Here is an 18,173-nt window from a genome sequence, read left to right as displayed (position 1 = left end):
CCCGGCCCTCAGGTAATACCCTTGAGGCAGCTTGCCTGTTACCGGCCCTGGAAGGACCATCCGTGGAGCTCGCCTCGTACGCCGACTACGCCGTCCGGCTGGTGAACACCGAGGAGCCGGAACGCGGCCGGGACGCCCTCACCTCGGTGGACGCCGTCCGCGGCCTGTTCGGGACGGCCGGCCGCGCCGCCGCGCTCGCCGACGAGGCCGACCTGCCCCGGCTGCGGGCCGTCCGCACCCGGCTGCGCGGCGTCTTCGAGGCCGCCGCCGAGGGCGACGAGATCCGCGCCGTCGACCTGCTCAACAGCCTGATGGTCGAGTACCCCGTCAGCCCGCTGGTCTCCGGCCACGACTACCTCGACGAGGCCGGCCGCCCGCGCTGGCACCTGCACCTGGCCGACAACGCGGCCACCGCCACCGCCAACTACACCGCCGTGGCCTGCATGGGCCTGGCCATCCACCTCACCGAGCTCGGCGCCGACCGGCTCGGCATCTGCCAGGCCGCGCCCTGCCGCAACGCCTACCTCGACACCTCGACCAACCGCTCGCGCCGCTACTGCTCCGACCGCTGCGCGACCCGCGCCAACGTCGCCGCCTACCGTGCCCGCAAGCGCGAGGAGGCCGCCCGCGCGGCCCTCGCCGCCCGCGACTGAGGCCGTTCGGCACCCGGGGCGATCCCGCCGGGGCGTGTCGCCGAAGGACGGCCGGGTGGTCGGTTCAGGGGTGCCCTACGAGGCACCCGCATGCCGTGAGGACGGCGACCTACGGCTCCACGTCCAGTGGCGCGTGTACGCCGAACCGGGCCGCCAGGCCCGGGAGGCGGCCCAGGACGGCGCCGTTCAGCACCCGTTCCAGGCTCCGCGGCGGCGCCAGCCAGGCCGGCCGGGGCCGCAGCCGCAGCAGCACCCGGCCGAGCACCAGCTCGGCGGGCACCGCCCCGTACTCCCGGCTGTCCGAGGTCACCAGCGGGTTGTCCGACAGCAGCCACCAGCCGCCCGGACGGCGCCCGACCGCCCGCTTCACCACCAGCAGGTCCTGCCGCAGCGGATGCCGGACCACGACCACCGCACCCGGCCGGATCCGCGCGCCGTACCGGACGAGCACCCGGTCCCCGTCGTGCAGGGCCGGCCGCATCGAGGGGCCCGCCACGTCGATCACCCCGAGCGGCATCAGCCCGCCGCCGTCCGGCTCCCGCTCCTCGGCCATCCGTCCCTCCCGTGCCCGTGTCGCCGTCCAGTCTCCAGCATGGCGGCGCGCCCGGCGCCCGCCCGATATCGACCGGTTGTGGCTCCGTCTTTTGCCCTAGGCCACCGGGCCGACCGCGAAACGGCCGCTGCGGCGGGGTAATCTCGCTCGCGGGAAGACGATCTAAGGAAGGACTTCCATGTTCTCTCGTCTGTTTGCTCCGCGAGCCACCGCGCACGCCCACTGCGACCTGCCCTGCGGCGTGTACGACCCGGCCCAGGCCCGCATCGAGGCCGAGTCCGTGAAGGCCACTCAGGAGAAGTACCAGGCCAACGAGGACCCGCACTTCCGTGCGCGCGCCATCGTCATCAAGGAGGAGCGCGCCGAGCTGGTCAAGCACCACCTCTCCGTGCTGCACACCGACTACTTCAAGGCCCCGCACTTCGAGGCCTACCCGCAGCTGCACGACCTGTTCAACAAGGCCGGCAAGGCCGCCTCGGCCGCCAAGGCCTCGACGGACCCGGCCACCGGCCAGGCCCTGCTCGACCTGATCGCCGAGATCGACCGCATCTTCTGGGAGACCAAGAAGGCCGCCTGATCACGCATCAGTAACCGGGGCCCGGCCGCGCGCAGCGGCCGGGCCCCCGGCGTGCCCGGCGTGCCCGGGGCGTCCGGCAGGTCGCCCGGCGGCCGTCGGCGTAGGCTCGTGGCACGGGTCGGGCCGCCCCGGGCCGACCCGCCGCCCCGAGCGAGGGAGGCCGCGATGCGCACCGCTGCGGCACCCCGGCACCACCCGTCCCGGCGGTCCGCCCGCCGGAGGTCCGGCTCGCCGACCGGGCCCAGGTCGGGGCCACCGGCACGGGTGCGGGAGCCGGAAGGACCGCGGGCCGGAGCAGGTGCGCACGATTGACCTTTCCGTCCGGCGGGTCCGTCCGAGTACCCTCGCCGTATGATCCGCACCGCCGAGGCCGCCGACGTCCCCGTCATCCACGCCATGATCCGCGAGCTCGCCGAGTACGAGCGCGCCGTGGACGAGGCGCGGGCGACCCCGGAGCAGCTGCACGACGCGCTGTTCGGCGAGCACCCGGCCGTGTTCGGGCTGATCGCCGAGGACGACGCCGGCGAGCCGGTCGGCTTCGCCCTGTGGTTCCGCAACTTCTCCACCTGGCGCGGCACCCACGGGATCTACCTGGAGGACCTGTACGTCCGCCCGTCGGCGCGGGGCGGCGGCCACGGCAGGGCGCTGCTGGCCGAGCTGGCGCGGATCTGCACGGCCCGCGGCTACGCCCGCCTGGAGTGGTCGGTGCTGGACTGGAACGAGCCGTCGATCGGCTTCTACAAGTCGCTCGGCGCGGTGCCCATGGACGAGTGGACGGTCTTCCGGCTGACCGACGGCGCGTTGGCCGAGCTGGGCGGCACGGTGGGGGGTTGACCGACCGCCCGTCGCCCGTTCCCGTGATCGTGGCCGGAGATCGCGACATCGGCCCCCCGATAGCGGTAACGTCTCGGGCGGATGCGCGGCGTTCCGACTGCCCCGGGTGGGTATGAACCGGTACGTACCGCACCACCCCTCGGACGAGTTGGGGCGAAGCAGTTGAGCGAAGCAAGAGGAAGTGCCGCGGCCGTCCGGCCGCAAGCACCGCGCGTCACCCAGGAGGTGAGGGTGTCCCAGATCGACGGTGAGCCCGACGTGAAGGACTTCGTCGAGGTCCGGCTGCCCGCGGCGGGTGCCTACCTCTCGGTGCTGCGAACAGCGACGGCGGGCCTCGCGGCCCGCTTGGACTTCACCCTGGACGAGATCGAGGACCTCCGCATCGCGGTGGACGAGGCCTGCGCCATCCTGCTCCAGCAGGCGGTGCCGGGTTCCGTCCTGAGCTGCGAGTTCCGGCTGGTCGGCGACTCGCTCAAGGTGACCGTGTCGGCGCCCACGACCGACGGCCGTGCCCCCGAGCGGGACACCTTCGCCTGGACGGTGCTCTCCGCACTGGCCGGCGAGGTGGACTCGTCCGTGGGCGAGGACAACACCGTCATCATCAGCCTGCACAAGAAGCGCGGCGGGTCTCCTGCCCAGCCGTAGCGCCGTGCGCCTCGGGCCGTACGCGCAGGTGCCGCCCGGCGGGGCCGGCGCCCGGCGCGTGCGGCTCCCCCGTACCGCAGTCCGCTGCGGTACAGCCAGTGAGAAGTGCTCCCGGAACGGAACGGGTGATCGCCGTGAGTGATCTGGACCGCACAGGGGCCGCCGCGGTGCCGGCGGCCACCGCAGACGTGGCCGTACCGCCCCAGGCGAGCGCTGCCCGCATCGCCGACGCCAACCCGACCGACGACGCGTACCCGAAGGACGCCCAGCGGATGACCCAGCCCACCGATCCGACACCGGAGCAGCCCGCCGCGGCGGCCGCGCCCGCGGACGAGGAGCTGTCGTCCGCCGCGACCGCGGTGCGCGGCGCGGTGCCCGCCCAGGGCCACCGCTCGGCGGCGCCGGACCGCGAGGCCGCCCGCGCGCTGTTCGTACGGCTGTCCCAGCTGCCGGACGGCTCACCGGAGCGGGTGGAGATCCGCAACCAGCTGGTGCGGATGCACATCCCGCTGGTCGAGCACTTGGCCCGGCGCTTCCGCAACCGCGGCGAGCCGCTGGACGACCTGACGCAGGTCGCCACCATCGGCCTGATCAAGTCGGTCGACCGCTTCGACCACGAGCGCGGGGTGGAGTTCTCCACCTACGCGACGCCGACCATCGTGGGCGAGATCAAGCGACACTTCCGGGACAAGGGCTGGGCGGTCCGGGTACCGCGCCGGCTGCAGGAGCTGCGGCTGTCGCTGACCACGGCGACCAGCGAGCTCTCGCAGCGACACGGGCGCTCGCCCACCGTGCACGAGCTGGCCGAGCACCTCGGGATCTCCGAGGAGGACGTGCTGGAGGGCCTGGAGTCCGCCAACGCGTACTCGACGCTCTCGCTGGACGTGCCGGACAGCGACGACGAGTCGCCCGCCGTGGCGGACACCCTCGGCGCGACCGACGAGGCCCTGGAGGGCGTCGAGTACCGGGAGTCGCTGAAGCCGCTGCTCGCCCAGCTGCCGCCGCGCGAGCAGAAGATCCTGGTGCTGCGGTTCTTCCGCAACATGACGCAGTCGCAGATCGCCGCCGAGGTCGGCATCTCGCAGATGCACGTCTCGCGGCTGCTCGCCCGCACCCTGGCCCCAGGGGGGGGAGTCGCTCCTCGGCGCGGGGTGCGGGGGGGCCCGGCCGGCCCGGGGCGGTCCCGACGCCGGCGGAGGGGCGCGGTTCGGACCGCGCCCCTCCGCCTTCGTCCGTGTCCGGGCCCCGGGTCAGCCCTGCTCGCCGTAGAGGGCGGCGGTGACCTTCGGGTTCAGCAGCGAGACGATGCCGGCCAGGCCCAGCAGGCCGACGGCCACCGCCGCGACCCGGACGGCGCCGCCGCCCTGCCACATGTAGTAGGCCACCGGCAGGCAGATGGAGTTGGTGAGCAGCGCGGGGCTGCGGCCCCAGCGGCGCAGCCGCAGCAGCGCCCGGCCGGCCAGCAGCGGGAGGAGGCCCATCAGCAGCAGGACGGCGGCGCCGGCGGCGCTGCGGCCGGCCGCGGCGTGGTCGCCGGCGAGGGAGGAGACGACGTCGTAGAGGCCCCATCCGGCGAGTGCGGCGCCCTCCAGCAGGGTGATCGCGGCACCCGTGAGCAGCGGGGCCGGGCGGGCTTCGGCGGGGCTCGTGGCGCCCTCCTGGCCGGCGGCGGGGGCGGGTGCGGTGCGGGCGGTCTTCGCGGTCACTCCAGCAGGGTAACCGCCGCACCTCCGGTACCGACCCGTAGGCTGGCGTTCATGCGCGCTCTCCTGGTCGTGAACCCGATGGCGACCACCACCAGTGCCCGCACCCGCGACGTGCTGATCCACGCCCTGCGCAGCGACCTGAAGCTGGAGGTCGCGCAGACCCGGTACCGCGGGCACGCGGGCGACCTGGCGCGTGCCGCGACCGAGGACGGCGGGGTGGACCTGGTGGTCGCCCTGGGCGGCGACGGGACGGTCAACGAGGTGGTGAACGGGCTGCTCGCGCACGGCCCGTCCGAGCGGGTGCCGCGGCTGGCGGTGGTGCCCGGCGGTTCGACCAACGTCTTCGCCCGCGCGCTGGGGCTGCCGAACGATCCGGTGGAGGCGACGGGTGCGCTGCTGGACGCGCTGGCCGTCCGGCGGGAGCGCTCCATCGGGCTGGGCAAGGCCCTCTCGGAGGGGGAGCCGGACCGCTGGTTCACCTTCACCGCGGGGCTGGGCTTCGACGCCGGCGTGGTGGGGCGGGTGGAGGAGCAGCGCAGGGCGGGCCGGCGTTCCACGCACGCCCTCTACGTGAACCAGGCGCTCCGGCACTACGTCACCGAGCGTGAGCATCGCCGGAACGGCCCCATCACCCTGGAGATCAACGGGCAGGAGCCGGTGCCGGGCCTGGTGCTGTCGATAGTCAGCAACACCTCGCCGTGGACCTTCCTCGGGAACCGTCCGGTGTACCCCTCGCCCTCCGCGTCTTTCGAGACGCACCTTGACATCTTCGGCATCACTCGGATGACGGCGTTCGGCACCGCTCGAACGGTCCGTCAGATTCTGCGGTCGCACACCCCTGCGGACGGCGCCGCGGCGGCCTCCGGACCGAGCGGGAAACACGTCGTCTCCTATCACGACGTCAGACACTTCACCTTGGTTTCACAGGAACCGGCCCCGTTTCAGGTCGACGGGGACCACCTTGGAGACAGGAGTCGCGTCAGTTTCACAGGCGTTCGGCGGGCACTGCGTGTGATTGTGTGACCAGAAGGGGGTCCCACCCTTCTTCTCGAACGCGCTAGCCCCCTTCACCCCATAGAAGTACGGGCTGTGAGCTATGCGACACCGAAGAATCAAAAATTCCTTGCCGAAGGGGGTTGTATCCGGGCCGCAGGTTTGCGAACCTCTACATGGCGATCGGGACGGGCCGCAGCGGGACACGCGGAACTCCCTCGAATCGCCCGAACCCCACCTCAGCGCAGACCACCCGGGCCCGATGGGCCTTTGGTCGCTTTTGCTGTTGCGGGATTCGTGAAAGCGTTCACATTCACAAGCCGTCGATTGCGTCGGCCGGGCCACCGCCCGCCGACCGGAGGAGTTGGACGACCATGGACTGGCGCCACCGCGCTGTCTGCCGCGAAGAGGACCCGGAGCTGTTCTTCCCGATCGGGAACACCGGTCCTGCTCTGCTGCAGATCGAGGAAGCCAAGGCCGTGTGCCGCCGCTGTCCCGTCATGGACCAGTGCCTGCAGTGGGCGCTCGAGACCGGCCAGGACGCCGGCGTCTGGGGCGGCATGAGCGAGGACGAGCGTCGCGCGATGAAGCGCCGTGCCGCCCGCAACCGCGCCCGCACCGCCTGACACGCCGCCAGCACCGCCTGATCAATCCATGATCAAAGGCCCTGTCTCCGAGTGTTCCCAGGGCCTTCCGCACGATGGGTCGCGCCGCACGGCGCGACCCGGACGACGCCGGGCCGCCAGGGGCCTTGATACTGCTCACTGAGAGCAATATCGTGGACCTGGGCCGTTCACCGTGTGCAACACACGAGTGCAGCGTCGCACCCACAGAGCCCCCGTTCCGGCCGACTCCCCCCGACGGCCGGAACGGGTTGAGAGGCCCTGCCGACCCACCCCCCCGGTCGGCAGGGCCTCGTGGCGTTCCCGGGCCGCGCCGCCGCTACTTCACCGGGATCTCCAGGACGACCTTGGTGCCGCCGTCCGGGGCGGCGACCATGTCGAAGGTGCCGCCGAGCTCGCCGGTGACCAGGGTCCGGACGATCTGCAGGCCGAGGTTGCCGGCCTTCTGCGGGTCGAAGCCCTCGGGCATGCCGCGGCCGTCGTCCTGCACGGTGATCAGCAGGTACTCCTCCGGCTTGACGCCGCCGTTCCAGCTGTCGGACCAGCCCATGCCGGTCGCCGGGGCCCGCCCGCGCAGGGCGCTGACCTCCAGGCTGCCCGCCGCCTTCGGGCCGAATGCGTGTTCGAGGGCGTTCTGCAGCAGCTCGGTGAGGATCATCGCGAGCGGGGTGGCGACCTCGGCGGTGAGGATGCCGAAGCTGCCGGTGCGCTTGGTGCTGACCAGACCGTCCTGGGAGAGCTCCATCACCATGGCGAGCACCCGGTCGGCGATCTCGTCGAAGGCGACCTGCTCGTCGAGGGTCTGCGAGAGGGTCTCGTGCACGATGGCGATCGAGCCGACCCGCCGGACCGCCTCGTCCAGCGCGGCCCGGCCCGCGTCCGAGTCCATCCGGCGGGACTGCAGCCGCAGCAGCGCGGCGACGGTCTGCAGGTTGTTCTTCACCCGGTGGTGGATCTCCCGGATGGTCGCGTCCTTGGTCATCAGCTCGCGGTCGCGCCGCCGCAGCTCGGTGACGTCGCGGCAAAGCACCAGGGACCCGGTGGGGGTTCCCTTGGGCTTGAGCGGGATGGAGCGGATGATCACCACCCCGCCCTGCGCCTCGACCTCGGTCTGCCGGGGAGCCCAGCCGCTGGCCATCTTCACCAGGGACTCGTGCACCGCGGAGCGCGACGGCGGAGCCAACTCGGCGGTGGCGCGGCCGAGATGACTGCCCACCAGGTCGGTGTTGAGGCCGATCCGGTGGTAGGCGGAGAGCGCGTTGGGGCTGGCGTAGGTGACGATGCCGTCCGCGTCGAGCCGGATCAGGCCGTCGCCGACGCGGGGCGCCGCGTCCATGTCGGTCTGCTCGGCCGGGTAGGGAAACGTTCCGGCAGCGATCATCTGGGCCAGGTCGGAGGCGCTCTGCAGGTAGGTGAGCTCCAGCCGGCTGGGGGTGCGGACGGTCAGCAGGTTGGTGTTGCGGGCGATCACGCCCAGCACCCGGCCCTCGCGCCGGACGGGGATGGATTCGACCCGGACGGGCACCTCCTCGCGCCACTCCGGGTCGCCCTCGCGCACGATCCGGCCCTCGTCGTAGGCCGCGTCCAGCAGCGGGCGGCGGCCGCGCGGCACCAGGTGGCCGACCATGTCGTCCTGGTACGAGGTCGGACCGGTGTTCGGCCGCATCTGGGCGACCGAGACGTACCGGATCCCGTCCCAGGTGGGGATCCAGAGCACCAGGTCGGCGAAGGAGAGGTCGGAGAGCAGCTGCCACTCCGAGACCAGCAGGTGCAGCCACTCCACGTCGGCACCGGTGAGGGTGGTGTGGCGGCGGACGAGTTCGTTCAGCGAGGGCACAGGGCGAGCCTAACGAAAACGGCCCCGCGGGACCTTCCGCGACGTTGTCCAGACCAATGTCGGCGCACCCCTGGACAACCACAATTGGTCTAGTCCACAATGGGAAACGCACCAAGGAGAGGCCCCCGCGCACACTGCCCTGACCGCGCGAGGCCCCTTCTCGGTCGGCGCACCGGTGGCCCGGGAGTCCCGCACAACTCCCGGCCGCACCGGCCGCCGACGACAGCTCCGGGCTGCGGTGCCGCACGGGTTGAGGGTCCCGTGTCGGCGCCGTGGCCCGTAGTGCTTTCCGGGCGCCCGCCGGCACGGCGGACCCGGGCGGACGGCCGCCGGACGGGCGGCCGCGGACGTACGAGGACGTACGAGAGGGGCGCGCGGGGTTTCCCACCCCGCGCGCCCCTTCCGTGTGCCCGATGCGCCGGGCGTCAGTGGGTCTCGGTGACCTTGGCGAGGGCGCGCGGCGCGTCCGGGTCCTGGCCGCGGGCGATCGTCACCTCGTAGGCGAGCAGCTGCAGCGGCAGGATCTCCAGGATCGGCTGCACCTCCTCGGGCACGCCGGCCGGCAGCGCGAAGCCCGCCGAGGCCGCCTCCACCTGGGACTCCTGACCGATCACGACGAGGTCGGCGCCACGGCCGCGGAGCCGGTCGAGGACCGGCTGCAGGGCCTCGCCCCCCTTGCCGTCCGGCACGATGGCGATCACCGGGGAGACGTTGTCCACCATGGCGAGCGGGCCGTGCAGCAGGTCGGCGCCGGAGAACGGCGACGCCGGGATGTAGGTGGTCTCCATCAGCTTCAGCGCCGCCTCGCGGGCGGTCGGGTAGCCGTAGCCGCGCGAGGTGATGACCAGGCGCTGGGCGAAGCGGTAGCGCTCGGCGAGGGACTTGACCTCGGCCTGGCGCTCCAGGACGCCGGCGGCGAGGCCGGGCAGGGCCTTGGCGGCCGAGCCGTCGCCGCCGCGCAGGCCCTCGACGAAGAGGTACAGCGCCAGGAGCTCGGCGGTGTACGTCTTGGTCGCGGGCAGCGCCTTCTCCGGGCCGGCCAGCACGTCGATGTGGAACTCGGAGACCTCGGCCAGCGGGGAGCCGGCGTTGTTGGTCACCGCGAGGGTGATGGCGCCGGCCTCGCGGGCGGCCTTGGTGGAGGCCACCAGGTCGGGCGAGCCGCCGGACTGGCTGACCGTGACGACCAGGCAGTCCCGGAGGTCGGGCTTGGCGCCGTACGCGGTGGTGGTGGACATCGAGGTGAGGCCGGCGGGCTTGCCGAGCAGGACCTCGATCAGGTACTTCGCGTACAGGGCCGCGTTGTCGGAGGTGCCGCGGGCGGTCAGCAGCACGAAGCGCGGGTTGCGGGCGGCGATCTCGGCGGCGATCCCGCGGATCTTGGGAGCGCCCTCGTCGAGGATGCGCTGCAGGACGGCCGGCTGCTCGGCCATCTCCGCCGCCATGATCCTGCCGGGGACGGTCTGCGGGTCGGACATCGGTGTGCCTCCGTTGAGATGGTTCGGCCCGCTGCGGGCTGCTGGCCCGGCGGGTCCCTCACGGCGGCGAGTCCGCACACTCGCTGCAAAGGTGTTGCCGCTCGATCCTACGGTGTCCGGGCCCCGGAACGAACTCCGGAGCCCGGCCGGGCGGCTCAGGACGGGTTGTTGATCAGCGCGTCGATCTTGGCGTCGGCGGCCTTGGCCGCGGCCTCCACCGAGGTGCCGGCGAAGACGTCGTTCAGCATGTCGACGAGGACGTTCTGCTTCTCGATCGCCGCCCAGCCCGGGGCGACCGGGGTGAACCAGGCGTCCGGGACGGCGTTGGCGGCGGCCGCGGTGGCCGGCTTGTCCTTCAGCGGGGCGAGCTGGGTGAGGTTGTTCGGCAGGGTGTCCTTGTCCGCCAGCACCTGCTGCGACTTGGCGCTGGTGAACATCCGGATCCAGTCCTTGGCGAGGTCCTGGACCTGCGACTTGGCGGTGACCGCGAGGTCCGAGCCGCCGATGAAGGAGGGCAGCGGCTTGCCGTTCGGGCCGGGCATGCCGGCGACCTTCACGACGTCCTTGAGCTTGGGGTCGCCGGAGAGCGGCTCCAGTGCGGCGGCGGCCTCCCAGCCGTTGCCGTAGAGCATCGCGGTGCGGTGCTTCCCGAGCACCGCCGCCTGGTCGAGCTCGTTCACCGTCAGGTCGCCGTGGTTGTACCGCTTGACCAGGTCGACGAAGTGCTGGATGCCCTGCTGCGACTTCTCGTCGCTGAGGGTGCCGTGCCAGCGGCCGCCGTTGTCGAAGCGGGCGATGGCGCCGCCGTACGCGGCGACGTAGGACATCGCGGCGTACCAGTAGGGGCCCGGCAGGTAGAGCGGCGAGAAGGCCTTCCCACTGCGGTTCTTCGCCTGGATCTTGTCGAGGGCGGCCATCAGCTCGTCCTCGGTGGCCGGGACGGAGGAGCTGCCGGTGGCCTCCTGGAACATCGCCGAGTTGTAGATGGCGACCCGGGCACCGGCGTAGTACGGCACGCAGAAGAGCTTGTCCTGGTAGGTGCAGGTGTTGACCAGGCCGCGGATCCAGGTCTGGTTGTTGTCGAAGGCCGTGCGGTCCACCGGCGCGAGCGAGCCGTTGAGGATGTACTTCATCGTCTCGGTGTTGCCGAGCTCGACCACGTCGGGCACCCGCTCGCCCTTCAGGGCCTCGTCCAGGTTGGCGATCTTGTCCTTCCAGGTCTGGTACCGGAGCCGGAGCTCGACCTTCGGGTACTTGGCGGCGAACTCGTCGTTCACCTGCTGGACCAGCTCGGGCCAGCTGGTCTGGGCCTCGCCCATCAGCCAGACGGTCACGGTCCCCGTCTCCGCGGCGGCCGAGGCCGCCCCGTCCCCGCCCGGGGAGCCGCTGCCGCCGCATCCCACCGCGGTGGCCAGCAGGGCCGCCATGCCGATCGCCGCCGTCAACTGCCGCTTCACGCTTCCTCCGGAGGGTCGGGGAAGGTCTGCGCATTGGTACAGACCAGTTCGCCGAGACTGGACCAGACCACTGGTCGCGTCAACGGCGCGCAGGGGCCTAGGCACCAGTCGTTGCAGAGCCGTTGTCATGCGGACACGCACGGTGAGCACGCACTCACCGCACGCTCCGTTAGGGCCGCCTTAAGGTCCACTTGAGGGAGGGTTAGGCCCGAGGACGGATCGTTCGCCATCTATGACTGTTCATGCGGCATTCGCCCGATTTTCCGGCCAGGATGGTCCAGTCCAAGACCCGCCGACCATCAGATGCGCACGGCCGTGTCAAGCGTTGATAACGGTGTGCCCCGAGCACTCGCGAACCCTTGACGGCCTTCTTTGGTACGTGCCAATCTCCAGGGCAGTTGGTCTACACCAATGGTCTACTCCACCAGGCCGGTTGCCGCTCCACCCTGCTGTTCCCCCTTCGCAATCACCGGTGACATTCCCCCCGGCACGACGCTTCAGGGCCACGCCCCCACAGCCCGGTGCCACACCTTGCTCATCCCTCTGGAGGATGGTTTGAACCGCAAGCTCGCCGCCGTGGCCGCCATTGCCACCGTTCTCGTCGCGTCCGCCTGCTCCTCGTCCGGCTCCTCCGGCGACGCCAAGCAGGCCACCCTCAGCAAGGACGGCAAGGGCAAGAAGATCACGGTCTGGCTGATGGACGACGCCCAGAAGGGCTGGCCGTCGGTCGTCGAGGCTGCCAAGAAGCAGTTCAAGGAGGAGACCGGCGCCGACGTCGACATCCAGTGGCAGACCTGGACCAACTACACCACCAAGCTCGACACCGCCCTGCTCTCCGGCAACGCCCCCGAGGTCGTCGAGCTCGGCAACACCCAGACCGCCAAGTACATCGAGGCCGGCTCCTTCGTCGACCTGACCGGCGTGAAGTCCCAGTTCGAGAACTCGGACAAGTACCTGGACTCGCTGGCCGCCTCCGGCCAGACCCCGGACGGCTCCAAGACCTACGCCGTCCCGTACTACGCCGGCGCCCGCGTCCTGATCTACCGCAAGGACCTGTTCGCCGCGGCCGGCGTCACCAACCCGCCGACCACCCTGGCCGAGCTGAAGGACGCCCTCACCAAGGTGAAGGCCGCCAACGCCTCCGTGCCGAACTTCTCCGCCCTGTACCTGCCGGGCCAGAACTGGTACACCGCCGCCTCCTTCGGCGCCGGCACCTTCGGCGTGAAGAACATCGTCGCCAAGAGCGACGGCGACAAGTGGACCGGCACCCTGACCGACCCCAAGTTCATCGAGGGCGTCAAGGTCTGGAACGACCTGCAGAAGCAGTTCTCGGTCGGCGGCGCCACCACCGACGAGGCCACCCAGGACGCCCTGATGGCCAAGGGCAACATCGCCGCCATCGTCGGCAACGGCTGGGAGCTCGGCTCCGTCGCCGACCCGAAGGTCGGCGACCCGACCCTGAAGGACAAGCTCGCCAGCATCGCCCTCCCGGGCAACGCGGCCGGCCAGCCCACCCCCGCCTTCCTCGGCGGCTCCGACCTGGCCGTCCCGGCCAAGTCCGCCAACCCGGGCCTGGGCGCGACCTTCCTGCAGATCTTCACCAACACCAAGCAGCAGACCGAGCTCGCGAAGTTCGCGATCCCGAACGCCAAGAACCTGGTCGCCGCCTACAAGGCCGCCGCGCCGGAGAACAAGGCGACCGGTGACGCCGCCGAGGGCCAGACCTGGTTCATCCCGAACTCCCCGATGTGGTCCGGTGCCGACGAGACCGCGCTGAAGAACGCCTTCGGTGCGATCGCCGCCGGCGGCGACCCGGCCGCGGAGCTCAAGAAGGTCGAGGAGACCGTCCTCAAGGACCTGAACGGCTGACGAAGCGTGCAGGGGGTGGGCAGTCCGTGCGCGAGCGCGGACTGCCCACCCGCGCAGGTACCGAGCAGTTCCGCGGGCCGGGAAGGACCCAGATGAGCGTGACAACGAACGAAACGCCGGTGGCGGTCGAGGAGACCGCGGCCGCCGCCCCGCCGCCGCGCAGCCGCGGCTTCCTGGTGGGCGGCCACTACATCCCGTACGCCATGATCCTGCCGGCCGTCGCGGCCCTGGTGGGCGTTCTGGCGTATCCGCTGTACCAGCTGTTCGACCTGTCGTTCCAGAACATCAACCGGTACTCGTACCTGGTCAACCCGGCGCTGTCGAAGTACATCGGGTTCGAGGGCTACGGCAAGGTCCTCGGCGACGACCAGTTCTGGGAGGTCGTGCTCCGCTCGGTCTGGTTCACCCTGGAGCTGGTCGTCCTCTCCATGGTGCTGGGCATGCTGTTCGCCCTGCTGCTCAACCGGGTCTCCGGCTGGGTCAAGGTCGTCTGCATCACCGTGATGATGTTCGTCTGGGCCATCCCCGCGCTCGTCACCGGCACCATCTTCCGCTGGCTCTTCGCCTCCAACGGCGGCGTGGTCGACTACATCGGCTACCTGTTCACCGGCGACGAGAAGACCAAGCACTACGACTGGTTCGCCGACCCCACCGTCGGCCTCTACGTGGTCGGCGCCGCGGTCATCGTCTGGGGCGCGCTGCCCTTCCTGGTGCTCGGCCTCAACGCCGCGCTGACCCAGGTGCCCAAGGAGCTGATGGAGGCCGCCAAGCTGGACGGCGCCACCGGCCTGCAGGCCTTCCGGCACGTGGTGATCCCGGTCATCAAGCCGTTCCTGATGATCAGCACCGCGCTGAGCTTCATCTGGGACTTCCAGGTCTTCGCGCAGATCTTCTCGCTGCGCAACACCTCGCCCGAGCCCGGCTACTGGACGATCGGCACCTACCTCTTCCAGAAGGGCATCGTCGCCTCGAAGTACAGCGACTCCTCGGTGATCTCGATCGCCATGATCCTCCTCATGCTGGCGGTGCTCGTCTTCTACATCCGCCAGATGCTCAAGATCGGAGCCCAGGACCGATGACCACCGTCGACACCACGGCCGCCGCGGCCGCCGCGCCGAAGGTCCGGGCCAAGGTCCGCGCGACCGGCCAGAGCCCGGTGATGACCTGGGTCTGGAACACCCTCGGCCTCGGCTTCGCGGTGGTGATGGGCTTCCCGATCTACTGGATGATCATCACCACCTTCAAGTCGAACAAGGACCTGATCGCCAAGGACCCGACCTTCTGGCCGCAGGCGTTCTCCTTCGACAGCTACAAGACGATCTTCGAGGACAAGGAGTTCCTGCCGGGCCTCCAGAACACCGTCGTCATCACGCTCGGCGCGGTGGTGCTCGGCCTCGTCGTCGGCTTCCTGGCCGCCGTCGCCGTCGCCCGGTTCGGCTTCCGCGGCCGCAACTTCTTCATCGTCACCATGCTGGTCGTCCAGATGGTCCCGCTGCTGGCGATCATCGTCCCGCTGTTCGTGGTGATGAACAAGGCCGGCATGACCGGCTCGCTCTTCGGCGTCATGCTGGCCTACCTGGTCTTCACCGTGCCCTACGTGGTGTGGACGCTGCGCTCGTTCATCGTCAACATCCCGGCCGAGCTCGACGAGGCCGCCATGGTCGACGGCTGCACCCAGTGGGGCGCGTTCTTCCGCGTCATCCTGCCGCTCACCCTGCCCGGTCTGATCACCACCGGTGTGTACAGCTGGATCCAGGCGTGGAACGAGTTCATCGTCGCCAACGTGCTGCTCTCCACCGGCGGCCAGAAGACCTCGATGATCTGGCTGACCTTCTACGCCACAACCCCCACCCGCGGCGCCGACTACGGCTCGCAGATGGCCGGCGCCCTGATGGTCTCGCTGCCCGTGATCGTGCTCTTCGTGATCTTCCAGAAGAAGGTGTCGGCGGGCCTGACCGCCGGTGCGGTCAAGGGCTGACAGTCACAGGCGCGGCCCGCCCCCGCACCACCCTCACCTCCCGCACCCCACCCAGGGAAGGAACCATGGCGATTCCCGGTACGGAAAGCGTCGAACTGCTCACGGACGCCGGCGCGGTGCTCCAGCCGGGCTTCGCCGGGCTCACCGCCCCCGAGTGGCTGCGCCGCAGACTGGGCTCGGGCGAGCTGGGCGGCGTCGCGCTGTTCGGCCGCAACATCCGTACCCCGCAGCAGGTCGCCGCGTTGACCGCCGAGATGTACGCGCTCAACCCGGAGCTGCTGATCGCCACGGACGAGGAGGGCGGCGACGTCACCCGGCTGGAGGTCTCCAGCGGCTCCTCCTACCCCGGCAACCTGGCGCTCGGCGAGGTCGACGACACCGACCTCACCGAGCGGGTCGCCCGCTCCATCGGCCTCGACCTCTCGTCGGTCGGCATCAACCTCGACTACGCGCCCGACGCGGACGTCAACTCCAACCCCGACAACCCGGTGATCGGCGTCCGCTCCTTCGGCTCCGACGGCGATCTCGCCGCCCGGCACACCGCCGCCTGGGTCCGCGGCCTGCAGTCCGCCGGGGTGGCTGCCTGCGCCAAGCACTTCCCCGGCCACGGCGACACCTCCGGCGACTCCCACCTCGGACTGCCGCGGATCGACCTCAGCTCGGAGCAGGTGCAGGAGCACCTCAAGCCGTTCCGCGCCGCCATCGCGGCCGGCGTGAAGTCGATCATGACGGCGCACATCCTCTTCCCGGCCTACGACGCGGACCTTCCCGCCACCATGTCCCGGGAGATCCTCACCGGCCTGCTCCGCGGCGAACTCGGCTACACCGGGCTGATCGTCACCGACGGCATCGAGATGGGCGCCATCTCCGGCACCCACGGCGTCGCCGCCGGCTCGGTCCGGGCCGTCGCGGCCGGGGCCGACACCATCTGCGTCGGCGGCGGCCTGCAGGACGAGGAGGCCTTCCTCTACCTCCGCGACGCCCTGGTCTGGGCCGTCCGCGAGGGCCGGCTCTCCGCCGAGCGGCTGCACGAGGCCGCCGAGCGGAACCGGGCCGTCGCCCGCTGGTCCGCCGCCGAACGGGCCGTCCAGGCCGGCTCGCACGGCGAGGTCGGCATCGGACTGGCCGCCGCCCGCCGGGCGCTGCGCATCCACGGCGACCTGCGCCCGCTGGAGGGTGTGCCGCACGTGGTGGAGTTCTCCCCCGGTGCCAACATCGCGGTCGGCGACCAGACCCCGTGGGGCGTCTCCGGCCCGCTCACCGAGCTCGTCCCCGGCACCACCCACACCCGGGTCGGCGCCCCCGCCACCCGGATCGAGGGCTCCGGCCTGCTGCACGTGGCGGTCGCCGCCGAGGGCTCGGACGTCGACGTCCGGCCGCTGCTCGGCGCCGCGGTCAACCGCCCGCTGGTGATCGTCGTCCGCGACGTGCACCGGCACCCGTGGATGCTGCGGGCCGCGCTCGCCATGACCGCCGCCCGCCCCGACGCGGTGGTGGTGGAGATCGGCACGGCGCACGCCCTGGCCGACACCTTCGGCAGCCGCGGCACCACCGTGCTCGCCACCCACGGCGGCGCCCGGGTCTGCGGCGTGGCCGCGGCCGAGGCGCTGGCCGGGCTGGTGCTGGGCGCGGCCTCCGCCTGACCGGGGCGGGGCCCTCCCCGCGGGCGGGGCCCTTCACCGGGGTAGGGGCCCTTCACCGGGGTGGGGTGCTCGACCGGGGCGGGGAGCCCCACCGGTGCGGCGTCCGACCGGAGGGTGCACGGGGCCCGGGGTGGGGGCAAGGGGGGACGGACCGGAGTCGCATCCGGCTCCGGCAGGCCGGGACCGTCCGGCCGAACCCGGGACCGCAGGAGCTCACACTCGGCGGCCCCCGCGTGCGACCATGTGCTGATACAACGACGGAGGAGCCGGTGACGGCTGCAGGGCGAGGAGTGAGAGCGGCCATGAGCGGCGAGAGAGGCACGGCGGCCCTCCCGGAGGGCACCACGGTGCCGGCGCAGTCCACGGCGGCCACCGGTACGGCCGCGCGGGTGCCCAAGTACTACGGGCTCAAGCGCCACCTGCTGCAGCTGACCGAAACCCAGCCGGCCGGCACCCCGGTGCCGCCGGAGCGGGCACTGGCGGCCCAGTTCGACACCTCGCGCACCACCGTCCGGCAGGCGCTGCAGGAGCTGGTCGTCGAGGGCCGGCTGGAGCGCATCCAGGGCAAGGGCACCTTCGTCGCCAAGCCCAAGGTCGCCCAGGCGCTGCAGCTCACCTCCTACACCGAGGACATGCGCGCCCAGGGCCTGGAGCCGACCTCCCGGCTGATCGAGGTCGGCTACATCAGCGCCGACGAGCGGCTCGCCCCGCTGCTGGACATCAAGCCCGGCAGCCGGGTGCTGCGGATCGAGCGCCTGCGGCTGGCCAACGGCGACCCGATGGCGATCGAGGTCGCGCACCTGTCGGCCAAGCGCTTCCCGGCGCTGCGCCGCAACCTGGTCAAGCACAACTCGCTCTACACCGCGCTGCGCGAGGTGTACGGGGTGACGGTGGCGGAGGCCGAGGAGACCATCGAGACCACGCTCGCCAACCCGCGCGAGGCGGGCCTGCTCGGCTCCGACCTGGGTCTGCCGATGCTCCAGCTCTCCCGGCACTCCTTCGACGCGGAGGGCGCCCCGGTGGAGTGGGTGCGCTCGATCTACCGCGGCGACCGGTACAAGTTCATCACCCGCCTGCAGCGGCCGGAGCAGCCGCCGGCCTGAGCCGCCTCCGCACGCACCACCCCCTGATCCGGTCGGCCTCCGCCGACCGGATCAGGACGTTTCTGCGCGAACCGGTGACACAGGTCACGTCCGTGCCCTACATTTCGCTCCCGTACTGACTGCCGATCACCAAAGGTGCTGCTCGGCGGGCGGGCGGAGGCAGCTCCGCGCGCTGCGGCGCCGACGAGGTGAGTCCTCTTCAGCCGGAGCCGCAACATGTCGTC

The 18,173-nt window shown here is 71.5% G+C and carries 15 protein-coding genes and 1 pseudogene; 12 read left to right on the top strand and 4 right to left on the bottom strand.

The features are described from left to right. The first annotated feature begins 62 nt into the window (after nt 1-62). On the top strand, nt 63-653 hold the full coding sequence (locus AB0442_RS04895; protein ID WP_095873204.1) for a CGNR zinc finger domain-containing protein: 591 nt from the start codon (nt 63-65) through the stop codon (nt 651-653). 109 nt (nt 654-762) lie between these two features. On the opposite strand, the gene sodX is transcribed toward AB0442_RS04895, so the two are convergent. Next, nucleotides 763-1,206 (bottom strand): nickel-type superoxide dismutase maturation protease, encoded by a 444-nt coding sequence (sodX, locus tag AB0442_RS04890; RefSeq protein ID WP_366160636.1) that lies wholly within the window; start codon nt 1,204-1,206, stop codon nt 763-765. A gap of 178 nt (nt 1,207-1,384) precedes the next feature. On the opposite strand from sodX, the gene sodN reads away from it, so the two are divergent. The 6 genes and pseudogenes from sodN (at nt 1,385) to AB0442_RS04860 (ending at nt 6,587) form a co-directional block, all read left to right on the top strand. Beyond that, on the top strand, nt 1,385-1,783 hold the full coding sequence (sodN, locus tag AB0442_RS04885; protein ID WP_030267960.1) for a superoxide dismutase, Ni: 399 nt from the start codon (nt 1,385-1,387) through the stop codon (nt 1,781-1,783). Nucleotides 1,784-2,134: 351 nt separating this feature from the next. Further along, nucleotides 2,135-2,617, top strand: a complete 483-nt coding sequence (locus AB0442_RS04880; RefSeq protein ID WP_366160634.1) for a GNAT family N-acetyltransferase — start codon at nt 2,135-2,137, stop codon at nt 2,615-2,617. A gap of 231 nt (nt 2,618-2,848) precedes the next feature. After that, nucleotides 2,849-3,262, top strand: coding sequence for an anti-sigma regulatory factor (locus AB0442_RS04875; RefSeq protein ID WP_344624440.1), 414 nt, complete (start codon nt 2,849-2,851; stop codon nt 3,260-3,262). Nucleotides 3,263-3,534: 272 nt separating this feature from the next. After that, nucleotides 3,535-4,383, top strand: a pseudogene (locus AB0442_RS04870) (RNA polymerase sigma factor SigF); the annotation flags it as partial. Between the two features lie 636 nt (nt 4,384-5,019). Further along, nucleotides 5,020-5,991 (top strand): diacylglycerol kinase family protein, encoded by a 972-nt coding sequence (locus AB0442_RS04865; RefSeq protein ID WP_363542493.1) that lies wholly within the window; start codon nt 5,020-5,022, stop codon nt 5,989-5,991. Between the two features lie 344 nt (nt 5,992-6,335). After that, nucleotides 6,336-6,587, top strand: a complete 252-nt coding sequence (locus AB0442_RS04860; RefSeq protein WP_030267905.1) for a WhiB family transcriptional regulator — start codon at nt 6,336-6,338, stop codon at nt 6,585-6,587. Nucleotides 6,588-6,903: 316 nt separating this feature from the next. On the opposite strand, the gene AB0442_RS04855 is transcribed toward AB0442_RS04860, so the two are convergent. The 3 genes from AB0442_RS04855 to AB0442_RS04845 all read right to left on the bottom strand — a co-directional run bounded on the left by AB0442_RS04855 (nt 6,904) and on the right by AB0442_RS04845 (nt 11,356). Continuing rightward, entirely contained in the window at nt 6,904-8,421 is a 1,518-nt protein-coding gene (locus AB0442_RS04855) for a histidine kinase N-terminal domain-containing protein (protein WP_366160632.1), read from the bottom strand. Nucleotides 8,422-8,846: 425 nt separating this feature from the next. Further along, nucleotides 8,847-9,899, bottom strand: a complete 1,053-nt coding sequence (locus AB0442_RS04850) for an SIS domain-containing protein (RefSeq protein WP_366160630.1) — start codon at nt 9,897-9,899, stop codon at nt 8,847-8,849. A gap of 155 nt (nt 9,900-10,054) precedes the next feature. Then, nucleotides 10,055-11,356 carry an extracellular solute-binding protein gene (locus AB0442_RS04845; protein ID WP_366160628.1) on the bottom strand — a complete coding sequence of 434 codons (1,302 nt, stop codon included), beginning with the start codon at nt 11,354-11,356 and terminating at the stop codon, nt 10,055-10,057. Nucleotides 11,357-11,911: 555 nt separating this feature from the next. Here AB0442_RS04845 and AB0442_RS04840 point away from each other — a divergent pair. From AB0442_RS04840 to AB0442_RS04820, 5 genes are all read left to right on the top strand, one after another. Further along, nucleotides 11,912-13,225, top strand: coding sequence for an extracellular solute-binding protein (locus AB0442_RS04840; RefSeq protein WP_363542490.1), 1,314 nt, complete (start codon nt 11,912-11,914; stop codon nt 13,223-13,225). 98 nt (nt 13,226-13,323) lie between these two features. Then, complete coding sequence (locus AB0442_RS04835) at nt 13,324-14,304, top strand: sugar ABC transporter permease (RefSeq protein WP_366160625.1); 981 nt, start codon at nt 13,324-13,326, stop codon at nt 14,302-14,304. Further along, nucleotides 14,301-15,203 (top strand): carbohydrate ABC transporter permease, encoded by a 903-nt coding sequence (locus AB0442_RS04830; protein WP_344624449.1) that lies wholly within the window; start codon nt 14,301-14,303, stop codon nt 15,201-15,203. Before AB0442_RS04835 ends, AB0442_RS04830 begins: the two co-directional genes overlap by 4 nt. A 65-nt stretch (nt 15,204-15,268) precedes the next feature. Continuing rightward, nucleotides 15,269-16,846, top strand: coding sequence for a glycoside hydrolase family 3 protein (locus AB0442_RS04825; RefSeq protein ID WP_363542488.1), 1,578 nt, complete (start codon nt 15,269-15,271; stop codon nt 16,844-16,846). 302 nt (nt 16,847-17,148) lie between these two features. Then, nucleotides 17,149-17,949 (top strand): GntR family transcriptional regulator, encoded by an 801-nt coding sequence (locus AB0442_RS04820; RefSeq protein WP_344624451.1) that lies wholly within the window; start codon nt 17,149-17,151, stop codon nt 17,947-17,949. Nucleotides 17,950-18,173: the final 224 nt, after the last annotated feature.

It is taken from the genome of Kitasatospora sp. NPDC085895 (assembly GCF_040702125.1).
Lineage (GTDB): Bacteria > Actinomycetota > Actinomycetes > Streptomycetales > Streptomycetaceae > Kitasatospora > Kitasatospora arboriphila.
The sequence above is the reverse complement of the archived record's forward strand: the minus strand, read 5'-3'. Positions and strand labels throughout refer to the sequence as shown.